Origin of the sequence: Paenibacillus sp. 2TAB26, from assembly GCF_052115145.1 — a bacterium.
Taxonomy (GTDB): Bacteria; Bacillota; Bacilli; order Paenibacillales; family Paenibacillaceae; genus Pristimantibacillus.
Genome location: NZ_JBFRGC010000015.1, coordinates 136,200 through 157,963, shown reverse-complemented (window position 1 = coordinate 157,963; position 21,764 = coordinate 136,200). Strand labels below are relative to the sequence as shown.

Sequence of the window (21,764 nt, the reverse complement as noted above, 5' to 3'; positions counted from 1 at the left end):
ATTACTCCCCCTCTAGCTGCTGCCATATATGTTCCTTAGAAGGTTTGCTCAGCTTTCTATACTCATTTCCGTCGAACTGAGCATCAAACTGACAAACCGCTTTATAATCGCAATACTGACAAGGTGTTTTTGTTCCGATACGATAAGGCTCAATTGAAACATCACCCGACTGTATCGAGCTGCCAATTCGGCTGATTGTATTTCTAACAGAATGGCGAAGCACATCCCATTGTTCATTCGAGACGACCGAAGAGCTGCTATAAAAGCTTCCATCCCGCTTCAAAGCAACGGGCAGCAGCTCTGAATAGCCAGTGTCCAGCTCATCGTCCATCAGTCTAACGGTTTCCGAATCAGCCGTAACCAGTCCACGCATTTTGAATCGCTTTAAGAGCTGACCGTTTGCTTCAGCAGGGCTAATGCTGTTGGTCAGCGCCAGAATTGGATTATGCACATGAAAATAAAGTACACCGGCCGGAGAAGCAGGTCGACCAAGCCATGCCGATGCATGTGTAACCAGTACATCCAAATAAGTCAGCATCTGCAGGGAAAGCCCATGGGCAACTTCTTCAAGTCTAAGATGCGTCGAACTCGATTTGTAATCAAGCACACGCAGCAGCAGACCTTCCTCCGTTTCTGCAGCATCAACACGGTCGATCCTGCCGATAATCTCTATCTCACCGCCAGCCTCAAGCGGAATGCGGAGTGCCGGCAGCTTCCCATCAGGGCCAAAATCGACCTCGGTGCCTACGGGATGGAATTGCGCCCTTCGCGCATGTTCACCCAGCATAAGCGCTGCTTGGCCAACAATTTCCTTCAGCTTGCGAGCGATATATTGAAAACGACTGCTGCTTAACAAGATTTGTGATTGCAGCTTAGGAACCAAATCATCGACCGTTTGCGAGACGACCGCCTTAAGCTCCGCTTCCGATGTTTTTCCCCAGCGTCCTCCAAAGCTCGTCGCCACCTTACTTAGAGCAGCGTGAAACAATTGACCAACATCAGGGGCATCCAGCCGGTAAAGCTTTCTTTCCCTCAGCTTTAGGCCGTGTATGGCAAAATGCTGAAATGGACACGATACGAACCGTTCCATGCGCGATACACTAACTTGCAGCCTCGCTCCATAAAGCTCTCGCGCTGTATCCTTAGAAAGGAACTGCTCTTGGTTCTCATAAGTTAAGGAGCTTGTCAGCAGCTGAAGCTTCTGCTGCCACTCCGGTCGAACCGCGTACCAATTGTATAGATCCCACCAGAAAGGCGCAATATCTGCTCCCTGCTGCCATTTCCGAATAGCTCCGATCAAATAGGACATCGTACGCTGCGGCTGCGATACGAACTTTCTTTGCTCGGACAATGGCAAGCTTGGCGATGGCTCTGCCGCGATACTTTGAACGGCTATGCCCGGGAACAACTGACGGACATGCCTTACAATCTCCGAAGGCAGCAAGCTTTTCCCTTCCTCGTCGGCTTGTGCCCAGCTAAGCCATAAATGCTTGCTTGGCGTGGTCAATGCGTTATAGATCATAAATCGCTCATCAAGCAGGCGCCTGCGCACCCCTGGCGCCATTACGATTCCATCATCAGCCAAACGTTCCCGTTCCGATTCGGTAAGAATGCCGTCTTCTTTCACACGCATCGGCATGATGCCATCATTTGCGCCCAATACATAACATACATGTATATGCCCCGACCTTGTTCGGTCCATGCTGCCGATCAATACTTGATCCAGCGCTGGAGGTACCGCAGCAAGCTTCAAGCTGTCAAGCCCCGCCTCAATCATGCCGGCGAACAATTCTGGTGTTACGGTCTGTTTTCCAGCCAGTTCAACTAATTGATCCAAAAGCTGCATGACACTGTCCCAAAGCTGCTTGTGGCTTCTTGCTCTTTGTGTTTTCCCGGCCCCAGTATCTTGAATGCTCCAGCGCTCGAGCTTATCCGCTGCTTCGGATTCATCGAGCAAACGATATAAAGCCTCGCACATGCTTTGAACATTTTCGGCCTTATTCAGTGCATCGGAGAAGCGGCGAAGAGGAGGAACAACAACCTCTCTGGCAGCAAGTACGATATTGAATTCACGCTGCGCCTTTTCACTGATTTTGGTCTCTATATCCTCGTCATCATCAAGCGAAACAGGCACTAATGGATGCCAACGCTTATTGTCAAGCCATTTCCAACCATCAATCCCTGCAGCGAGCGCATAGTTTTCCAGCATATCGAACCAATCTCTAGGCAAACTTCCGTCAACCTTGAACAACATCTCCGTCTTAATGCAGCGGAACACCGCATCGTATCGCCATCCAAACAAGACGGTTTCAAGCGCAGACCGAATAAACTCAATCAATGGATGATGGACGGCCTTCTCCTTCTGATCGACAAAATAAGGAATGCCGTAATCAGCAAAGACTAGTCCGATATAGTCGGTATAATCCTCTGCATTACGTACCATAACCGCAATATCCCGCCAGCGCAGCCCTTCTTTACGTGCTCTGCGAACGATATCGCGTGCAACGGCCTCAACCTCTGCACGTCGATTCGCAGCGGCATGCAGCGATAAGCCGCAGCGAGCATCTTCTGCGTCCAATATCGCTTTGTCAGCGATTAGCATCGGTATTCTCTCGCTATAATGCTTCTCAAGATGAGCAAGCATGGGACTGCTTTTAAACCGAACAGGAGGAATTTCATCTAGCAATATGGGAGAATCGACCTCAACCTCATATTGAGCAGCCAGCTCCATCAGCTTATTGTAGGTTTCTGCTGTTGGATGAAACAGATCTAGTTCATGCGGCAGCTCGCCTATTCCATAAGTTCTGTTTAGTGTAAGTGTGACCGTCACCTGAGCGGATGAACCGATCAACGTTCCTAGCGCTTCGTATTCCGTTGGCGTAAATCCATAAAATCCATCCACCCATATATGCGCGCCGTTCATAGCAGAGGCATTAGCAAAACCATTTTGCAAATAACGCAAATAATCCTCGGCGTCAATATACATGCCCGCGAGTTCCTGCTCCATCTGACTATAAATGAGCTGCAAATCATGCAGCTTGCGCTTTAGCAATGTTGATTGGCCTGCTTCTGCCTTAGAAGCGTCCTGCTTGTCCTGTAAGAGCTCGGAATCTATTCCGTACCTTTTCCACTCTGTTAGAAGCTCTGCAAGCCTATCGATGAATCCAGGCTGTTCCGCACCGTTTTGAAACAGCTCAAGCTGCTTTCCTAGCCGATGTACGATCTTGTAGAGAAGCATATGCTTCCCCGTATCGTTAATCGGAACGAGCGCCGTTCCGCCCGTCTCCTGCATGACCCGAAAGGCAAGGCGCCGAAAGCTAAGCGCCTGTGCCCTGATCGTCCCGTTTAATTCACCGCTCTGCAGCAGCGCATATTCGGTTTGAAAAGTAGCCTGTTCCGGCACAAGCATGACGAGCGGCGGTCCGTCCGGTTGATCGCGCAGCTGCTTTCTTATTTCATTCAAGCAATAGGATGTTTTTCCGGCTCCCGAACGCCCGATGACAAAGCGAAGCGACATGTGCAACTCTCCCGTCTATTCGTTTAAATCAATTATTTGCTTCGTACTTCAAATATTGCGAATTTCAAGTAATGTCCTTCATTCACGCCGAGCAGCTGAGGATGATCCTTGCCTGCCGCGCGCCATTCAACCAAACGAAGAAGCTTGCCTGCATCTACAGCCGCTTCTTGGATCGTTTCCAGAAACAGCTCAGGACGCATATGATACGAGCAGCTTGCCGTAACTAAATATCCGCCCTCATTCACAAGCTTTAAGCCTTGCAAATTGATATCTTTGTAGCCGCGGCATGCGCCTGCTACTGCGCTCTTCGTTTTTGCAAATGCCGGCGGATCAAGAATAACAACATCCCAGGTCCGCCCCGCTCCGCCTTCCATCTTCTTAGACGTATCTACGCCGCCAAGAGCGCGCTGTTTTCTCTCGTCGAGCCCTTTCACTTGAACGCGCAAATAATCGAAAGCGTCTGCGACAACAAACTCGACCCGATCGGAGTACCCGTTGCGCTCAACGTTGCGCTTTGCGGTTTCGATGGCGTGCTCCGAAACATCCAAGCATGTTACTTTCTTGGCGCCATATTTGCAAGCATGCAGTGTGAAGCTTCCTGTATGGGCAAAACATTCAAGCACCGATGCGCCATCCCAGAAAGGAAAAGTGACCACTTTGCCATTCGCGTTCACCGGCACTAAATCGGATGTACCAGATGATTTACTTACAACGCTTGCCTCGGTTTGAACAGAGCCTGATTCCAGTGCTTCACGCTCTACGAGATGAATACCGCTCCGGCCTCCCCAGCCTTTCATAAGCGGAGCAATGGCAGCACGGTTTTCACGTTGATCGAAGAAATAGCCTGTTTTCTGGCCTTCAACAATATCAACCTCAAGCTTCAAGCCATTTTCCTCAATTTCAATAATGGATGGGCAATCGCCGTAAAGCACGCCCGTCCGCTCTTCCAATCCTTCAAGCACTCGAACACCTACATCACTGCGCTCATAGATGCCGACAGGCTGAAATACGTCAATCAACGCCTCAATCAGCGCTTCTCTTCTTACATCCATCCCAAGAGTCAAAAGCTGAAGCACCAGCACATTGTTGAAACGGTCAACAACAAGCCCAGGAAGAAAATCCGCTTCCCCGTAAACTAAGCGGCAATCGRCATCCGCAACGAAGCGACGGCGATGCTCTTGACACTGACGAAGGCGATCACGGAAAAAGCTTGCATCCATCGCAGCGATTGGCGTATGTGCAACGATTCTTACTGTAATTTGTGATTTTGGATTCCAATAGCCTGTTGCTAAATAACGTCCTTGATGGTTAACAACATCAACCAAATCGCCCGGCTCTGCATCGCCTTCCAAACGATCAATTTCTGTCGCATAGACCCAAGGATGTCCTTGCTCCAGCCTCTTTTTCCTTGCTTTTAGAAGAAATATTTTTGGATTGCTCACGTTTATCTCGCTTCCCCTCATTGGACTTGCTAGTCATGCTTGTCTTGCTTGCAGCATATGTATATTTACGAATCAAAACTTGAAATAAATAATAAGGAGTCCAAACCATGGTTCAGACTATACTCATTCCAATGCTGCTTGGGTTTTCTGTTTTCATGTGCGGCATGAAGCTGATGGAGCTGGCGCTGCATCGATTAGCCGGTCCCTATTTGACCGGAATCCTAAAACGATCAACCGCAACCCCGATTCACGGACTAGCAATCGGAACGGTCACGACTGCTTTTCTACAAAGCAGCACAGCCGTAACGGTTATTRCCATTGGAATGGTCAATGCCGGCTTGCTTACATTCCCGCGTACCCTAGGCATAATACTCGGTACGAATATTGGCACCTGCATAACGACAGAGCTAATCGGTCTAAATTTAAATAAACTTGCCGTCCCCTTGCTCATCCTCTCGATCGGAATGTGGCTGGCAACGGCTTTACTAGGAGAATTACGTCTGTTTCCTGCTGTTCGGAATGCGCGCTGGCTTCCAGCAGTTCGTTCGACCTCTGTCGTGCTGTGCGGCTTCGCTTTGCTCCTTACTGGGATGACGATGATGCAAGGCGTAGGCTCTGCCGTCCAAGACAGCCCCATGTTCAGCTGGTTTCTTGGAAAAGCAAATGAGAGCTTATGGTGGGGGCTCGCAGCGGGTGCGCTTCTTACAGCTGCTGTTCATAGCAGCGCAGCCGTTATTGGTATCATTATGGGTTTCGTATCTATAGGCGCGATGCCTATTGAACTTGGTATCGCCGTCGTTCTCGGCGCAAACATCGGGACTTGTGCGACAGCATTGTTAGCCTCTATAGGCGGGACTAAGGCCGGGCAGTATGTGGCATGGTCTCATGTCATCTTAAACGCTGGAGGCGCATTGCTGTTTATGCCGTTCATCGGCGAGCTTGTGACGATATCAGAATGGATATCCTCGTCTGCAGCAGGGCAAATCGCTCATACGCAAACAATTTTCAATATTCTAAGCTCATTGATCGCTCTGCCATTTTGTTATCTACCCACATTTAGGCGCCTTGATCCCGTTACTTAGCACTAATCCGTTTGCAAACCCAGCAGCTGGAATGCTCCTGCAACGATGCGATGATTGTTATCGTATCCGGATTGCTTTTGACGTCTCCACGCTTCTCCAGGTTCAAACCAATCGACGCCGCGGATCTCTTCCACTTGCGCATGCAGAGATCCTCCAACTGCCTCAACTAAATAATAATGAACCTCTTTATCGACCATCCCGAAGGCTTCATGCTCATATTTATATTTAATTTGATCAATCGGAGCGATGATCACCCCTTCAAGACCCGTTTCTTCGACGATTTCACGCAAAGCGGTTTGTTCAATCGTTTCGCCGGGCTCCATTTTTCCTTTTGGCAGCGAAACTTTTCCGTAACGATCCTGAATGAGCTGGATTTGCAGCTTTCCTTCCTCGGTGCGGCGATAAACGACACCGCCTGCTGAAATTTCCTTCATGTCCGTTTCCCCCTTGCAGCATTAAACAGATTGTATATGCAGCAAAGGATTCCTCCATCTTTTCCACATAAGGAATCGATAAGCAAAGGAATCCCCGCATTTTGTCAAGCTATAGCTAGGCTCTTATCGCTTCCGGACGCTCCAGCACGAAGGTGTGCTGCTCCATGCCGCTCGCTGCAGCAGGATGATCTTCCATCACGCGAACAAGCTTGGCGCGACATTCGTTGACGCCTGCTTCCGTGATTTTCACTCGGCAAAGCTTGCCGATCAGCGATTCTGTGCCGTCGAATACGACCTGGATATAGTTATCCGTATAACCCATAACAAGCCCAGTACCCGGGGCACCCTTGTAATCGCGCTCTGGGATAACATCGAGAACATGGCCAACGTACTGCTCTGCGTAAGCAAGCTGCATTTTCTCAGACAAATCAATTAGCTTATGCACGCGCTCATTTTTCACTTCTTCATCCACTTGCTCGTCCATTCGAGCAGCAGGCGTACCTGTGCGTTTTGAATAAGGGAACACATGCATTTCAGCAAATTTCAAATCTTCCATGAAGCGGAAGCCTTCTTCGAACATTTCTTCCGTTTCTCCAGGGAAACCGACAATAACATCCGTTGTAATGGCAACGCCAGGCATTGCCTCGTGCAATCTTTTAATTTTTGCTGCGAATTCTGCAGTCGTATATTTACGACGCATCCGCTTTAATACGGAGTCTTCACCTGCTTGGAGTGGAATATGCAGATGGCGGCACATTTTGCTGGAACGGTTCAACACATCAATCATCGCATCGTCGATTTGACTTGCTTCGATCGAACTAATTCGAATGCGCTCTAGTCCCTCTACCTTGTCCAAGTCCCATAGCAGACTTGTTAGATTGTAATTTTCCATATCATCGCCATAGCCGCCAGTGTGAATACCCGTCAGCACAATTTCCTTGTAGCCGGATGCAACGAGTTGTCTAGCTTGCTCTAGCACGCTTTCTGAAGCACGGCTGCGAGATAAACCGCGTGACCATGGAATAATACAAAACGTACAGAAGTTGTTGCAGCCCTCTTGAATTTTCAAGAAAGCACGCGTCCGCTCCGAGAAGTCCGGTACATTCAGTTCCTCAAAATCACGAGTCTTCATGATGTTGCGGACGGCGTTAACCGGCTGACGATCATCGTGAATTTGATTCACGAACGTCATAATTTTCTCCCGGTCCTGTGTCCCGATGACAAGATCGACGCCTTCAATAGCCATAATCTCTGCTGGAGAGGTCTGAGCGTAACAGCCCGTGACCGCAATGACAGCATCGGGGTTGCGTCGAACAGCCCGTCTAATAATTTGACGGCTCTTCTTGTCTCCCGTATTAGTTACCGTACATGTATTAATTAAGTAAACATCAGCAGTCGATTCGAAATCGACCTGTTCATAACCTTCGTTTTTAAATAGCTGCCATATCGCTTCTGTATCATAGAAGTTTACTTTGCAGCCCAGCGTATAAAATGCGACTGTTGGCATAGTTGTTACGCTCCTCCCATTTCTCCGGATTCATATAATAAGCAGGTTAATCCTACGATGCCCGCTGTTTCCGTTCGTAATATTCTTCTGCCTAGTCCAACCAGCACAGCACCAGCTGCTTCTGCCTCGTCCGCTTCACGATCCGTGAAGCCGCCCTCAGAACCAATAATGAGCAGCACTTTCGGCGAGCTCACTTCGCCTGCTTGTGCGGTCCATTCGTTAATCGCTGTGCGAACGCCTCTGCCATGGGCAAGATGTCCTTCACGCTCATAACAAAATAAAACCAAATCATAATTGGACATAGACTTTATGAGCTCACGCCAGCTATGCAGCGGCTCAATCGCCGGAACACGGTTGCGATGTGCCTGCTCTGCCGCTTCCTTCGCAATTTTACTCCATCGCTCTATGCGCTTTGCTTCCTTCTTTGCATCATATTGAACGACCATGCGCTCGGACTGAAAGGGAACAAATGCATAAGCACCGATCTCTGTTCCTTTCTGTATCACAAGCTCCATTTTGTCGCCCTTAGGCAAGCTCTGAGCGAGCGTTATTGCCCATTTCGGCTCACTATCATTGCCTAGCATCTCAACAATTTCTGCTGTTACGAGTGTTGCAGATGCTTCAAGCACAGCGACAAGCGCCGTGCGCGACTCCCCATCGCTTACAATAAACTTATCGCCTGGCTTCGTGCGCATAACCCTTGCGGCGTGATGCGCATCGTCGCCGATTAGGCGGATTTCAGAGTCGCTAAATTGCTCCGCCGCTATGAAATATCGTTGCATGATCTTTTTCCAACCACCCTTAAACAAATTCCATCCTTCATAATAACATGTTTGTCTTCACTAAATCTATCAGAAACCGTTGCCAGCAGCCTGCGAACGGCCGCCTAGCCTCTATAAGAAAATCTGGTAAACCCACGCAAACGTATTGTTCATTAGATCTGCGCCTAACCCAAGTACAGGATCAAGTGTTACTTTACGAAGCGGCGGAATAAATACGATTAATAAAAAGATAAACATTCCCCACTGCACATTTTGATCCATTTTGTAACGAAGCTTTAGCGGCAACAGATCTGCGATGATCCGGTAGCCGTCAAGCGGAGGAAGCGGAATAAGGTTAAAAATAAACAACAAATAATTATACCAAATAAAATAATCAAAAAATCGATGTACAGCTGCATCCACACCGACAGATGCTCCGCTTAAAATATCTGAAGCCAAAATCGCAACATAAATAAAAATGCTTATCGTACCCATGAGCAAATTGCTTAACGGTCCTACTGCGGTCACTACAATGCTCATCATTCTCGGACTTTTGAATTTGCTTGGATTTACCGGTACGGGCTTCGCCCATCCAAATCCGGCAATGAGAATCAACAGCGTCCCTAGTACATCCAGATGCACACGCGGGTTTAGGGTTACACGTCCAGCATTATAAGCAGTATCATCACCAAATTTATAAGCGCTGTAAGCATGAGCGAACTCATGCACGGTAAAAGCAATAATTAAAGCCAATACGATAAATGGCAAATCCTCCAGCGGAAATCGCAAAAAGCTTTGCAAGTCCATTAAATCACCTGTGGCTTTCTCGCTACGATTGCGATCCAATCCTCATCGCGGCGCTTTTCAATAATTTCAAATCCATGACGAATTAATCCTTCTTCTACATCGGTTTCTTTATTTTTGTAAATGCCGGAAGCAATATAAATTCCGTTTGGTTTTAATGCCGCAAATACATCGTCCACAAACATCAGGATGATTTCTGCCAAAATATTAGCAACAACAAGATCTACGGGCACGGTAACTCTGAAAGCGCCATTCGCAGCTGCTTGTTCTCCTCCAGCAGATTCTTCCTTAATTACACCAAGCAAATCGCTAAGCCGCACTTCAACTTTCTCCGAAAGATTGTTTAGCGACACGTTCTCTTTGGCACTGGAAACAGCAACGGGATCAAGGTCAACAGCAAGCACGCTCTTCGCGCCAAGCAGACAAGCTCCAATAGCGAGTATTCCCGATCCTGTGCCGACATCAATGACTTCTTCTCCGCCGCGAATGACAGTCTCAAGCGTTTGCAGACACAATGAGGTCGTAGGGTGTGTCCCTGTTCCAAAAGCCATTCCTGGATCCAGCTCGATTATGCGCTCATCCGGACCTGCTTCATACTCTTCCCAAGTTGGTTTAATCGTTAACTTATCTGAAATGCGAATCGGCTTGAAATATTGCTTCCATGCAGTCGCCCAATCCTCATCATCTACAGTTGCAACGATATATTCTACAGTTCCGGGATCAATATCAAATTCACGAAGCTCTTCGACACGAGGTCTAATCGCTGCAACTAGCGCATCGGTATCGGTGTCTTCTCCAAAATAGCCCTTGATGATCGCTTGGCCTTCTGGAATATCGTTAAGCGGCGTTTCGTACCATTGTCCAAATGATGTATCACGCTGTTTGCTGAGTGTACCCGATTCTTCAATGGATACGCCTCCTGCTCCCATCTCATGCAAAAAGTTGGATATCATCTCTTGCGCCTCTTCAGTTGTTGAAATTGTAAGTTCAAACCATTTCATATGTAATATCCTCCAATGCCAATCGTAAACGGCTATCGCCGACCGCGGTCGACTAGACAAACGTTTCGCTTTAAAAACCTAACATCTATTGTACACCAGAGTAGTGCCTTTGCACAAAAAAATGACACAAGAGACCGACTGCTGTATTTATGCTACAATCGTTACGGAATCTGGAAGAGGATAATTACAATTCCAGCAAGCTTTTTATCGTCGGGAGGTTTACTGCAATTATGTCACCTAGAAATATTGAAAAAGATCAGAAGCTGCGTGATGAGCGGCAGCGCCAAATACTAGAAGCAGCGATGCATGTTATAGCGCGGCGAGGATTGCCAGCAACCAAGATAGCTGATATTGCTGCAACGGCCGGCATTAGCGTTGGCAACGTTTATAAATATTTTCGCTCAAAAGAGGACATATTCCAAGCGCTGTTAGAAAGCGGCCAAAAAGAATACAGAGAGTTCGTTGAGCAGGCGCAGCAAATGCCGGTTCCGCCCTATGATAAGCTGTTCTTGTAGTAGGATTAACCGCACATTCTTCCCTGCTTCCATTTCAACTATCCGGCGGAATGAAGCAGCGTACCGCAATTGCACGCACATTAGCGACGAATCCGCAAATCATTTTGATGGATGAACCGTTTGCTTCACTCGATGCCATAACACGTGAATCACTTCAATATTTAATCCGACAAATCGCACTCGAAACGGGAAAAACGATCATTTTCATTACCCATGATGTTGACGAAGCTTTGCTGCTTGGCACAAGAATCATAACGATGCAAGGCGTTCCTGGCAGAATTGAGCTGGATTTGGCAAATCCGCTAACGAAACGAGCTGAACCATTCACTGCGGTTCGAAAGCATAACAAGTTCAGCGAATGGCGTGACATTCTCGTCCAATCGCTGCGCCCTGCACAGTTGGAGCTTCTAGAAGCTGCTCATATTTGATGGTCAAACGATTGAAAGGGACTGAAGGCTATACTAGCCCGCAGTCCCTTTTTATGTTTAAGTAATAATTGTATTTGCGTTGCCGCCCATTTGTTTAATAAGATGAAGCGCGCGTTCGGCGACTTCATCATCTACGGTTGYCGTCAGCAATCCGCTGTCAATCAACCCGTTCACTTCAATTGCACGCAGCGCTTGAAGCTTCCGCATCGTCTCCTGAGCAGCGCCCTCACCCTCGAAGGTCGCTTGGATTTCAATATGGCTCATTATGCCTGCTCGTTGCGCTCATCGGCTGCAGCTGCTCGCTGAGCAGCTTTGCGATCCGCTTCGTCTGCAAGCTCTTCAGAAAATTCCACATCTTCGTTTTCGCCTACAGGCAGATTGCCAAAGTTTGTTTTCTCCAAGCTGTTATTGTTGTTGTTATTGTCTGTCATCGTATTAGTTCCCTCCGGTTGTGTGTTGATGTATGGTTTTCCTACCCGAATAGAGTATGTTTATCCACCGTTTTCTATACAGCCGCGGGAAGAAAAAAAAAAAAGACGTGCCGGGTTATTCACCGCGGAACGCCTTTTTCATTTTTTCGAATATAGATTCATGATGTTCTTGATCATTCGATACGGAATCACCGCTTAGCCCGCCAAATTGACGAAGCAGGTCCTTCTGATCATCCGTCAAGCTCGTTGGTGTTACGATAGTAACCTTCACATGCTGATCGCCTTGACCGTATCCACGAAGCTTAGGAACACCTTTGCCTTTGAGTCTGAAGTAAGTGCCTGTTTGTGTGCCAGCTGGCACCTTGAGCTTCACTTTCTCCGTTAACGTAGGAATCTCAATTTCATCGCCAAGTGCTGCTTGCACGAATGTAAGCGGAACTTCGCAATAAATATCATCGCCTTCACGTTCGAAAAACTCATGCGGCTTCACACGGATAACAATATACAAGTCGCCCGCAGGACCGCCGCGAAGACCGCCCTCACCCTCGCCAGACATACGGATTTGAGCTCCGTCATCTACGCCGGCTGGAATACGGATGTTGATTTTGCGTTGACGCTTCACTTTACCCACGCCATGGCAAGTTGTACATTTATCTTTAATTACGCGGCCTGTGCCGCTGCAATTCGTACAAGCACGACGGTTGACCATACGGCCAAATGGCGTATTTTGAACAACTTCCTGCTGTCCGCTGCCCTTACAAACCGAACAGCTCTCAGGCTTCGTGCCCGGCTTAGCTCCATCGCCATGACAGGTATCGCAAGTTTCTGTTCTAGGAATCGTAATCTCGGTTTCTTTGCCGAATACCGCTTCCTTAAACTCAACTGTCATTGTATATTGCAGGTCGTTGCCGCGCTGCGGTGCATTCGGATCACGACGACCGCCTCCGCCGCCAAAAAACATGTCGAAAATATCGCCGAAGCCTCCGCCGAAATCAGCGCCACCTCCGCCGCCCATACCTTGGTTTGGATCAACATGGCCGAACCGGTCATACGTTGAACGTTTTCCATCGTCACTTAGTACATCGTACGCTTCTTTTACTTCCTTGAACTTCGTCTCTGCATCTGCAGCCTTATTTACATCGGGATGATATTGACGTGCTAGCTGACGGTATGATTTTTTAATATCGTCTGCTGAAGCATCCTTGCCAACACCAAGAACCTCATAATAATCGCGTTTGCTTGCCACCTGTTCTCACCTCCGCTATATATCCTATGATTCCTCTATAAGCACGAAAGGAGGTCAAAGCCAGGTAGCGCCTGTCTTTGACCTCTCGCTCGCTACACTTTATTTATTATCGTCAACCACTTCATAGTCAGCGTCTACTACATTGTCTTTGCCTTTTGCAGCGCCGCCAGCTTCTGGGCCAGCACCTTCAGCTGCTTGTGAAGCTTGCTCATAAAGCTTAACTGAAAGCTGTTGAACGATTTCAGTCAGCTCTTCAGCTGCTGCATTGATTTGCTCAAGATCGTCTGTTGCAAGTGCTGCAACTACTTTCTCTTTTGCAGCGTTAGCTTTTTCGATTTCAGCAGCATCAACTTTATCGCCAAGATCTTTAATTGTTTTGTCAACGGAGTAAACCAATTGGTCAGCGCTGTTTTTCGCTTCAACAAGGTCGCGACGTTTGCGATCTTCTTCAGCGTTAAGCTCAGCGTCTTTCATCATTTGGTTGATTTCATCATCGCTTAGGCCGCTTGAAGATGTAATCGTAATTTTTTGGCTCTTGCCTGTTCCTTTGTCAAGAGCAGAAACGTTTACGATACCGTTCGCATCGATGTCGAAAGTAACTTCGATTTGCGGAACGCCGCGTGGTGCAAGAGGAATATCGTTCAATGTGAAACGACCAAGCGTTTTGTTGCCTGCCGCCATCGAGCGCTCACCTTGCAAGACGTGAATTTCTACGCCTGGTTGATTGTCTGCATATGTGGAGTACACTTGCGATTTGCTTGTAGGAATCGTAGTGTTGCGATCGATCATCTTAGTGAACACGCCGCCAGCTGTTTCAATACCAAGCGACAATGGAGTAACGTCAAGCAATACAACGTCTTTCACATCGCCAGTCAATACGCCCGCTTGTACAGCTGCGCCAAGAGCTACAACCTCATCCGGGTTAACACCTTTATGCGGTTCTTTGCCGATCAATTTTTTAACTGCTTCTTGTACCGCTGGAATACGAGTCGATCCGCCCACGAGTACAACTTTATCGATATCGCTTGGGGACATTCCTGCATCGCTAAGCGCTTGACGAGTAGGTCCAAGCGTACGCTCTACAAGGGAAGCTGCAAGCTCTTCAAATTTCGCGCGAGTGAGGCTAAGCTCCAAATGCTGAGGAACGCCGTCAACCATTGTAATGAACGGAAGAGAGATAGCTGAAGTCAATACGCCGGAAAGTTCTTTTTTCGCTTTCTCAGCAGCATCTTTCAAACGTTGAACAGCTGATTTATCTTTGGAAAGATCAATGCCTTGCTCTTTCTTGAATTCAGCAACAAGGTGATCGATGACAACTTGGTCAAAGTCATCTCCGCCTAGTTTGTTGTCGCCGCTTGTCGCTTTAACTTCGAAGAAGCCATCGCCAAGCTCAAGAATGGAAACGTCAAATGTACCGCCGCCAAGGTCATAAACAAGAATCGTTTGATCTTCTGTTTTCTCAAGGCCGTATGCCAGTGCTGCAGCTGTTGGCTCGTTGACAATACGAAGAACTTCAAGACCAGCAATTTTACCAGCATCTTTAGTCGCTTGACGTTGGCTGTCATTGAAATAAGCAGGAACCGTAATAACGGCTTGCGTTACCGTTTGACCCAAGTAAGCTTCAGCATCAGCTTTCAATTTTTGCAAAATGATTGCAGAAATCTCTTGTGGTGTGTAATCTTTATCGTCAATTTTTTCTTTGTGGTTCGTACCAATGTGGCGTTTAATAGAGCTGATTGTACGATCAGGGTTTGTGATCGCTTGACGTTTTGCTGTTTCACCAACAACACGCTCGCCATCTTTCTTGAAACCTACTACGGAAGGAGTTGTGCGGTTGCCTTCCGGGTTAGGAATAACAACTGCTTCTCCGCCCTCCATTACTGCTACGCAAGAGTTTGTTGTACCAAGGTCAATACCAATTACTTTACTCATAGCTATAGTTCCTCCTACAATTTTTATATTTTATCCTAATAACAGCTTGCTTTGTCTCATTTATCGAGAAAAAGTTTTACCGTTTAACTGCTTACTTTAACCATCGCTGGACGCAATACCTTGTCTTTCAAGATATAGCCCTTCTGAACTTCCTCAACAATGATACCCTCTTCATACTCATCGGAATCTACTGTCATAATCGCTTGATGGAATTCAGGGTTAAAAGGCTCGCCAACTACGTTCATAGCTTTAAGGCCTTCCTGCTCAAGTGTTGACTCGAGCTGACGGAAAATCATGTCTACACCCTTCGCAAGTGATTCAAAATCACCGTTAACGGATGCGGCTGCTACAGCGCGCTCAAAATTATCTACAACCGGAAGCAGTTGACCGATCAGCTTYATCGATGCGTACTGTCCGAGTTCTTCTTTTTCTTTCATTGTACGACGGCGGAAGTTATCGAAATCCGCTTGTGCGCGCAAGAAGCGCTGCTCTTTCTCCTCAGCCAGCTTCACAAGCTCCGCATAACGCGAATCTTCTTCCACAACCTCGTTTACAGTATCCTCGCTTGCTTGATCTGATTGCTCAGCAGATACCACTTCTTCTACAGCCTCGGCTGCCTCATTATGTTGTTCTTTCGTACTCATGCAATCACCTCCTAAAAAAGTTTACGAAGTAAACTTGGCAAAATATCATTAATTACTTGTACCAGCGGCCAAGAAGAACCGCCATATCCTTGGATATAATATCCAATAAGCTAATGACTTTGCCGTATTCCATTCGCGTTGGTCCTAGAATGCCGATCGTTCCCAGCGATTGGCCATCAATGGCATAGGTTGCTGTGATAAGACTGCAATCGCTAATTGCCTTATGGTCATTTTCTGTCCCGATACGTACTTGTATACCTGACGGAAGGCCGGAAAACATTTTCATTATGGCTGGTGTCTCATCAAGCAAATCCAAAATCGTTTTTACTTTGTCTACATCCTTGAATTCAGGCTGTGTCAGCATATTGGTTGTTCCGCCTAAGAAGATTCGGTGCTCATCCTCATTCTGCAATGCATGATCCAGTACCTGCAGCAGCTGTTCATAATGATCAACATGCCTTTCAAGCTCTTGCCCAACTTCAGTGTAAAGCTTCGACCTTAGACGAATCAGCGGAACGCCAACCAATCTTGTGTTTAAAATGTTAACGACCTTTTCCATATCGTCCATTTTCAGGCCGTCAGGAATTGAAATCGTTCGATTTTCAACATGTCCAGTGTTCGTCACAATAATAGCAACTGCTGATGTTTGATCAAGCGGCACAAGGCCAAAATGCTTAAGCGATGTGCTGAACATTTCAGGTCCAAGCAAAATAGATGTGTAATTGGTTAAATTGGAGAGAATCATCGCCGTTTGTTGAATAACCTGCTCCATTTGATTCATTTTGTCCGTTACGAACGAGCGAACCACACCAATGTCTTTCTCATCCACTTCGCTAAGCTTTATTAAATGGTCGACATAATAACGGTAACCTTTCGTTGATGGAACACGCCCTGCTGACGTGTGCGGCTGCTCTAAGAAGCCTAGCTCCTCCAAATCCGCCATTTCATTGCGAATGGTTGCCGGACTAAAGCCAACGTCGCCGCGCTTCGAAATACTGCGTGAGCCTACTGGTTCAGCCGAGCGAATATAATCATCCACAATTGCATGTAAAATCATCCGTTGTCTCTCCGTCAGCATTCGAATTCCCCCTACGTAAATGTCAAATCCGTTATTTCGATGTACCTTCGTTAGCACTCAATCCGATCGAGTGCTAATCATTACTACAAAAATACCAAACCAGCTTGTCGATTGTCAAGTCAGTTCGGCATTTTTCATGCGCCTAATTCAATTTAAACATCTAATAAACGATTTAATCACCCAAGGAAACTCCGCTATGGCTTAAAGAAAAGCCGCTGTGCCAGCAATATATGTTGGCGCAGCGGCTTATTCTACAAACAATTACACTTTATGAACTCTTCCTGCTTCATCTGTTGCAAACTTTTCTCTTCTCACGCGATTTTCACCTTGGTATAGCTCTACAATACGATAAGGTGAAACGGAGTCATCTATAATAACTTTCCAGCCATTTGTATTTAGCAAAGCGAACAGTTCATCGTAACCCATTGCTTTAAAACCATAAAACCCGCTAAATCCTGCCCATTTCTTCAAAAGCACTGTCGTTACATGCTTTAGCTTATCCTCTACTGCTACGATTTGATCTTTTTTTTGGCTCATTTTTATTTCTCCTCTATATGACAATAAACATCTACCTTGACTATATACCAAAACGCGCAGCATTACTATCAACGAGTTCGGACAAACTAACATATTAGTTGAATGAAACAAAAAAACCACTTTCCCAATAGTCCTAATGCAAGCGCTAAAGGAGAGTGGTTTATTTTCAATAAAAGAAGATGCGTTCGGAAAATGTGCTTTAATTCAGCATTCTCAGTACAGCTATTTCATCGCAAGCAAGCTGCTTTGGACAGTTGATGCAATCCTTCCAAACCTTTTCCGGGAAAATTTCCTTATCAACGACCTTGAAGCCATTTTTCTCAAAAAAGGACACGGCATAAGTTAAAGCCATCACCTTCGGAATTTGCTGCTCTCTAGCCTGCTCGATCAACGCTTCTACCAGCTTGCTGCCGATCCCTACGCCCTTGTAGCCATCCGACATGCCAAGCGAGCGAATCTCAACCAATTCTTTCCCTAGCCGCAGCAGTGAACCGCAGCCAACAACTTCTTCCCCAATTTCCGCGACGACGAATGTATCTATCATATATTCGAGCGCTTCCCGAGTGCGAGGCAGCATAATGCCTTGCTCTGCATAACCTTTAATTAGTTCAAACAATGTCTCGATATCATTAGACGTTGCTTTTCGACATACGACCTGTACTGCCTGCATTTGTGCATTCGCCTCCACCCGGTGCAAGATCAAAATCAATATGAATAAATATACACCACAACGAATTTTTTCTCAAGAGTATTTTAGCCGTTATATCCGATAAAAGCACCAAAAACTTCGTTCCCGAGAAGCACACCTTTGTCAGTCAATCGATAAATGATATCGTCTTCTGTTTGCTCAGCTTCCAGCAGGCCATCCTTCATTAATTTATGAATAACATTACCGAACTTGTCCTCCAGCTTCTGGCCTTCAAATTGGTTCGAGAAGCGTGATGCCGGAACTCCGCTCAGCAGCCTGAGCCCAACCATCATTAAATCCTCCATCGCTTCAGCTTCGGTAACTTCAAACGTTTCAAGGCGCGGAAGCTTGCTTGAAGCCGCATCGATATACGGTGTAATCCCTTTTAAATTGACATGACGCATGCGATTGACATAGCCATGCGCGCCCGCTCCGAGACCGTAATACGGCTCATTGCGCCAGTAAGTGGAATTATGGCGGCTCTCATAACCTGGTTCGGCGAAATTGCTAATCTCATAGTGGCCGTATCCATTTTTTTTCAACATGTCCATTAGCAAAATAAACATATTAAACTCTTCTTCCTCTGGGGGCAATGGCAGCTCATTACGCTCATAGAGCTTATGGAACAACGTATTTTCTTCTACTTTTAGACTGTAGATGGAGTAATGGGGCAATCCCAGCTCCATCGCTTTGTTCACACTGTCTCTTAACAGCTCAACTGTTTGACCTGGCAGGCCAAACATCAAATCGATTGATAAGTTAGTAAATCCAACTTTGCGTGCATTCTCGATACTGCGATATACATCATCTACGCTATGAATGCGGCCAATACGCTCCAGCAATCCATTATCAAAGGATTGAACCCCGAAGCTGATCCGGTTCACGCCGCCTTCCTTCATAGCTGTCAGCTTGTCTATGTCCGTTGTGCCTGGATTCGCTTCCATCGTAAACTCCACATCTGGAGCAAGCGGGAAATAAGTGCGTACTGCTTTTAGAAATCTTTCCATTTGCGGAGGAGTCAGTACGGTAGGCGTACCTCCACCAACAAAAACAGTATCAATTTCTACTGGCGGCCATTCAGCAACTGTACGCTGCATTTCTTGCTCAAGCGCATCGAGATACTGATCAACAGGCTGTCCCTTTAGTACATAGGAAGTGAAATCGCAATAATGACATTTATTCGTGCAAAAAGGGATGTGTATATATAAAGCGCGTGGTGATTGCGTAATGTTCATCGTTAACATTCTCCTTCAAGCGTAAACGGCTGGCACTGCATTAAAGCGGCAGGCTCACGTCCCGCGTTGAAATATAAGTCGGTAAATACAGTTCACTTAAAATAGAAAAGAGGGAGAGCTGCGCCCTCCCTCATCCTCGTACGTTTTAATCCTCGCCGATTTTGAGTACCGCCATGAACGCTTCCTGCGGCACCTCTACACTACCTACTTGCTTCATCCGCTTCTTGCCTTCCTTCTGCTTCTCAAGCAGCTTCCGCTTCCGGCTAATGTCACCGCCGTAGCATTTGGCAAGAACGTTTTTACGCATTGCTTTTACTGTCTCACGCGATATGATTTTGTTGCCGATAGATGCTTGAATCGGCACCTCGAACATTTGACGCGGAATAAGTTCCTTCAGCTTTTCACAAATAACCTTGCCGCGTTGGTAAGCACGATCGCGGTGGACAATGACAGACAAAGCATCAACCTGTTCATTGTTAAGCATGATGTCCATTTTGACCAGATTGGATCTGCGGTAGCCCGATATCTCGTAATCGAACGATGCATAACCCTTTGTGCTTGATTTCAACTGATCGAAGAAATCATACACAATTTCTGACAAAGGTAATTGATACGTAAGCGTTACACGATTCAAATCCAAATATTCCATATTCACGAATTCGCCACGCTTGTTCTGGCAAAGCTCCATAATTGCGCCGACATAGTCATTTGGTACAATGATAGCAGCCTTAACGAAAGGCTCTTCTACGAAGTCAAGCTTGCCTGCTTCAGGATAGTTCGATGGATTATCAATCTCCATCGTTTCGCCATTTGTCAGTGTAATTTTGTAAACTACGCTTGGTGCTGTCGTAATAAGCGGGATGTTGAATTCCCGTTCAATCCGTTCTTGAATAATTTCCATATGAAGCAAGCCAAGAAATCCACAGCGGTAACCAAAGCCCAAAGCAGTTGATGATTCCGGCTCATATTTGAGTGATGCATCGTTAAGCTCCAGCTTCTCAAGCGCATCACGCAAGTCATTATAGTCCTGTGTCTCGATTGGATAGAGTCCGCAGAATACCATCGGGTTAATCTGACGATAGCCTGGCAGACGTTCTGGTGCAGGTTTCTTCGCATCCGTAATTGTATCACCGACACGCGTGTCCTTCACGTTCTTGATGCCCGCAACGACAAAACCAACATCACCAACCGCAAGCTCCTTCACGATCGCCATGTTCGGCATGAATGCCCCAACCTCGATGACCTCGAATTCTGCTCCCGTTGCCATAAACTTAATTTTATTGCCTGCTTTGATGCTTCCATCCATAACCCGTACATAAACGATAACGCCTTTGTATGGATCATAATGGGAGTCAAAAATAAGCGCTTTAAGCGGCTGATCTGGATCTCCTTCTGGTGAAGGCATCTTCGTAACAACCTGCTCCAGTATTTCCTTAATGCCGATTCCCGCTTTTGCGGAAGCAAGTACCGCGTCGCTGGCGTCTAATCCAATGACATCTTCGATTTCCTGCTTTACCCGTTCAGGCTCCGCACTTGGCAAATCGATCTTGTTAATAACAGGTACGATCTCCAAATTGTTGTCTAACGCCAAGTATACGTTAGCCAGCGTTTGCGCTTCAATGCCTTGCGCAGCGTCAACAACGAGCAAAGCACCTTCACAAGCAGCGAGACTGCGTGAAACCTCGTATGTAAAGTCGACGTGTCCAGGCGTGTCAATCAGATTGAGTATATACTCGATCCCGTCATCTGCCTTATATGCCAAGCGTACCGCTTGCAGCTTGATGGTAATTCCGCGTTCCCGCTCCAAATCCATTTTGTCAAGAACCTGCTCTTGCATCTCGCGAGATGTCAAAGCGCCGGTAAATTCTAAGATCCGGTCAGCAAGCGTAGACTTTCCGTGGTCTATATGCGCGATAATGGAAAAATTCCTAATTCTCTTTTGTCGGTCACGTACGTCAGTCATGCCTAACCCCCACAATTTCCAATAATGCTAATCATTCCTCCTATTATATCAGTTAAGGGGAAGACCAGCAATGTTCATTATCACTTCGTCAGCCCATCGAATATAGATACGACCATTCGAATGCCTTCACTTGACATATTTTGCAGCAAACCAGAGGTTGAATCTGCGATCTTATTTACTGCTGGCTGGTCACTCTTAAGCGGAAGACCAGGCATCCTTTCATTTTCGGCAGGAAAGGTTTCGGCCGTTTCTCCTGTGGTTTCGTCATCATATGCAGCAAGTCGCTTTAGTTCTTTAAGCTCCTGCTCAAGCTGGGCAATCTTTTGCTGCTGTTCCTTCTGAAAATCATTAACTGGCTGCACATTCTGCTCTGTCTGCAGAATCTCTGTGTACCCGCTTGAGCCTTCTATAGGTCCATATATACGCTCGATGCCCGAAGAGGACATATCAATGCCATACATGATGATTATCGCCAAAGCACCGCCCAGCACCGTCCATTTTAGCGCATTTCGTTTCACT

21 protein-coding genes are annotated in these 21,764 nt (G+C 46.7%); 3 read left to right on the top strand and 18 right to left on the bottom strand.

Going from position 1 to position 21,764, the window contains the following annotated elements:
• Position 1: 1 nt before the first annotated feature.
• Positions 2–3,517, bottom strand: a complete 3,516-nt coding sequence (gene addB, locus AB4Z50_RS18690) for a helicase-exonuclease AddAB subunit AddB (protein WP_441881064.1) — start codon at positions 3,515–3,517, stop codon at positions 2–4.
• A gap of 32 nt (positions 3,518–3,549) precedes the next feature.
• Complete coding sequence (locus AB4Z50_RS18685; RefSeq protein ID WP_441881063.1) at positions 3,550–4,980, bottom strand: class I SAM-dependent rRNA methyltransferase; 1,431 nt, start codon at positions 4,978–4,980, stop codon at positions 3,550–3,552.
• 86 nt (positions 4,981–5,066) lie between these two features.
• Between AB4Z50_RS18685 and AB4Z50_RS18680 the strand changes: the two genes are divergently transcribed.
• Positions 5,067–6,041, top strand: coding sequence for a Na/Pi cotransporter family protein (locus AB4Z50_RS18680; RefSeq protein ID WP_441881062.1), 975 nt, complete (start codon positions 5,067–5,069; stop codon positions 6,039–6,041).
• 2 nt (positions 6,042–6,043) lie between these two features.
• On the opposite strand, the gene AB4Z50_RS18675 is transcribed toward AB4Z50_RS18680, so the two are convergent.
• The 5 genes from AB4Z50_RS18675 to prmA all read right to left on the bottom strand — a co-directional run bounded on the left by AB4Z50_RS18675 (position 6,044) and on the right by prmA (position 10,548).
• On the bottom strand, positions 6,044–6,475 hold the full coding sequence (locus AB4Z50_RS18675) for an NUDIX hydrolase (RefSeq protein ID WP_076266880.1): 432 nt from the start codon (positions 6,473–6,475) through the stop codon (positions 6,044–6,046).
• A 115-nt stretch (positions 6,476–6,590) separates the two neighbouring features.
• Positions 6,591–7,982, bottom strand: coding sequence for a tRNA (N(6)-L-threonylcarbamoyladenosine(37)-C(2))-methylthiotransferase MtaB (mtaB, locus tag AB4Z50_RS18670; RefSeq protein ID WP_339203461.1), 1,392 nt, complete (start codon positions 7,980–7,982; stop codon positions 6,591–6,593).
• Between the two features lie 5 nt (positions 7,983–7,987).
• The gene (locus tag AB4Z50_RS18665) at positions 7,988–8,764 is read right to left on the bottom strand and encodes an RsmE family RNA methyltransferase (RefSeq protein ID WP_441881061.1); all 777 of its coding nucleotides are present in this window, start codon (positions 8,762–8,764) and stop codon (positions 7,988–7,990) included.
• A gap of 111 nt (positions 8,765–8,875) precedes the next feature.
• On the bottom strand, positions 8,876–9,550 hold the full coding sequence (locus tag AB4Z50_RS18660; protein WP_076266879.1) for a site-2 protease family protein: 675 nt from the start codon (positions 9,548–9,550) through the stop codon (positions 8,876–8,878).
• On the bottom strand, positions 9,550–10,548 hold the full coding sequence (gene prmA / locus AB4Z50_RS18655) for a 50S ribosomal protein L11 methyltransferase (protein WP_441881060.1): 999 nt from the start codon (positions 10,546–10,548) through the stop codon (positions 9,550–9,552). The genes AB4Z50_RS18660 and prmA overlap by 1 nt, the downstream gene beginning before the upstream one ends.
• A 230-nt stretch (positions 10,549–10,778) precedes the next feature.
• On the opposite strand from prmA, the gene AB4Z50_RS18650 reads away from it, so the two are divergent.
• Both AB4Z50_RS18650 and AB4Z50_RS18645 read left to right on the top strand, forming a co-directional pair.
• Positions 10,779–11,063, top strand: a complete 285-nt coding sequence (locus AB4Z50_RS18650) for a TetR/AcrR family transcriptional regulator (RefSeq protein ID WP_441881059.1) — start codon at positions 10,779–10,781, stop codon at positions 11,061–11,063.
• A gap of 23 nt (positions 11,064–11,086) precedes the next feature.
• Positions 11,087–11,491: an ATP-binding cassette domain-containing protein gene (locus tag AB4Z50_RS18645; protein WP_441881086.1), complete on the top strand. Its 405-nt coding sequence runs from the start codon at positions 11,087–11,089 to the stop codon at positions 11,489–11,491.
• Positions 11,492–11,548: 57 nt separating this feature from the next.
• Here the strand turns inward: AB4Z50_RS18645 and AB4Z50_RS18640 are convergent, their stop codons facing one another.
• From AB4Z50_RS18640 to AB4Z50_RS18590, 11 genes are all read right to left on the bottom strand, one after another.
• Entirely contained in the window at positions 11,549–11,755 is a 207-nt protein-coding gene (locus AB4Z50_RS18640) for a hypothetical protein (RefSeq protein WP_441881058.1), read from the bottom strand.
• Positions 11,755–11,922, bottom strand: coding sequence for a YfhD family protein (locus AB4Z50_RS18635; RefSeq protein ID WP_441881057.1), 168 nt, complete (start codon positions 11,920–11,922; stop codon positions 11,755–11,757). The genes AB4Z50_RS18640 and AB4Z50_RS18635 overlap by 1 nt, the downstream gene beginning before the upstream one ends.
• Positions 11,923–12,037: 115 nt before the next feature.
• Positions 12,038–13,168: a molecular chaperone DnaJ gene (gene dnaJ, locus AB4Z50_RS18630; protein ID WP_441881056.1), complete on the bottom strand. Its 1,131-nt coding sequence runs from the start codon at positions 13,166–13,168 to the stop codon at positions 12,038–12,040.
• A gap of 99 nt (positions 13,169–13,267) precedes the next feature.
• Positions 13,268–15,100 (bottom strand): molecular chaperone DnaK, encoded by a 1,833-nt coding sequence (dnaK, locus tag AB4Z50_RS18625; protein ID WP_076266873.1) that lies wholly within the window; start codon positions 15,098–15,100, stop codon positions 13,268–13,270.
• Positions 15,101–15,183: 83 nt separating this feature from the next.
• A complete protein-coding gene (grpE, locus tag AB4Z50_RS18620) occupies positions 15,184–15,744 on the bottom strand; it encodes a nucleotide exchange factor GrpE (protein ID WP_441881055.1) in 561 nt (186 codons plus the stop codon).
• A 52-nt stretch (positions 15,745–15,796) separates the two neighbouring features.
• A complete protein-coding gene (gene hrcA / locus AB4Z50_RS18615; RefSeq protein ID WP_076266871.1) occupies positions 15,797–16,822 on the bottom strand; it encodes a heat-inducible transcriptional repressor HrcA in 1,026 nt (341 codons plus the stop codon).
• Between the two features lie 261 nt (positions 16,823–17,083).
• Positions 17,084–17,359, bottom strand: a complete 276-nt coding sequence (locus tag AB4Z50_RS18610; protein ID WP_076266870.1) for a hypothetical protein — start codon at positions 17,357–17,359, stop codon at positions 17,084–17,086.
• Between the two features lie 199 nt (positions 17,360–17,558).
• On the bottom strand, positions 17,559–18,029 hold the full coding sequence (locus AB4Z50_RS18605) for an N-acetyltransferase (RefSeq protein ID WP_076266869.1): 471 nt from the start codon (positions 18,027–18,029) through the stop codon (positions 17,559–17,561).
• Positions 18,030–18,112: 83 nt separating this feature from the next.
• Complete coding sequence (gene hemW / locus AB4Z50_RS18600) at positions 18,113–19,282, bottom strand: radical SAM family heme chaperone HemW (protein ID WP_441881054.1); 1,170 nt, start codon at positions 19,280–19,282, stop codon at positions 18,113–18,115.
• Between the two features lie 145 nt (positions 19,283–19,427).
• Positions 19,428–21,245 (bottom strand): translation elongation factor 4, encoded by a 1,818-nt coding sequence (gene lepA / locus AB4Z50_RS18595; RefSeq protein WP_441881053.1) that lies wholly within the window; start codon positions 21,243–21,245, stop codon positions 19,428–19,430.
• An 80-nt stretch (positions 21,246–21,325) separates the two neighbouring features.
• Positions 21,326–21,763 (bottom strand): hypothetical protein, encoded by a 438-nt coding sequence (locus tag AB4Z50_RS18590; RefSeq protein WP_441881052.1) that lies wholly within the window; start codon positions 21,761–21,763, stop codon positions 21,326–21,328.
• Between the last annotated feature and the right edge of the window lies 1 nt (position 21,764).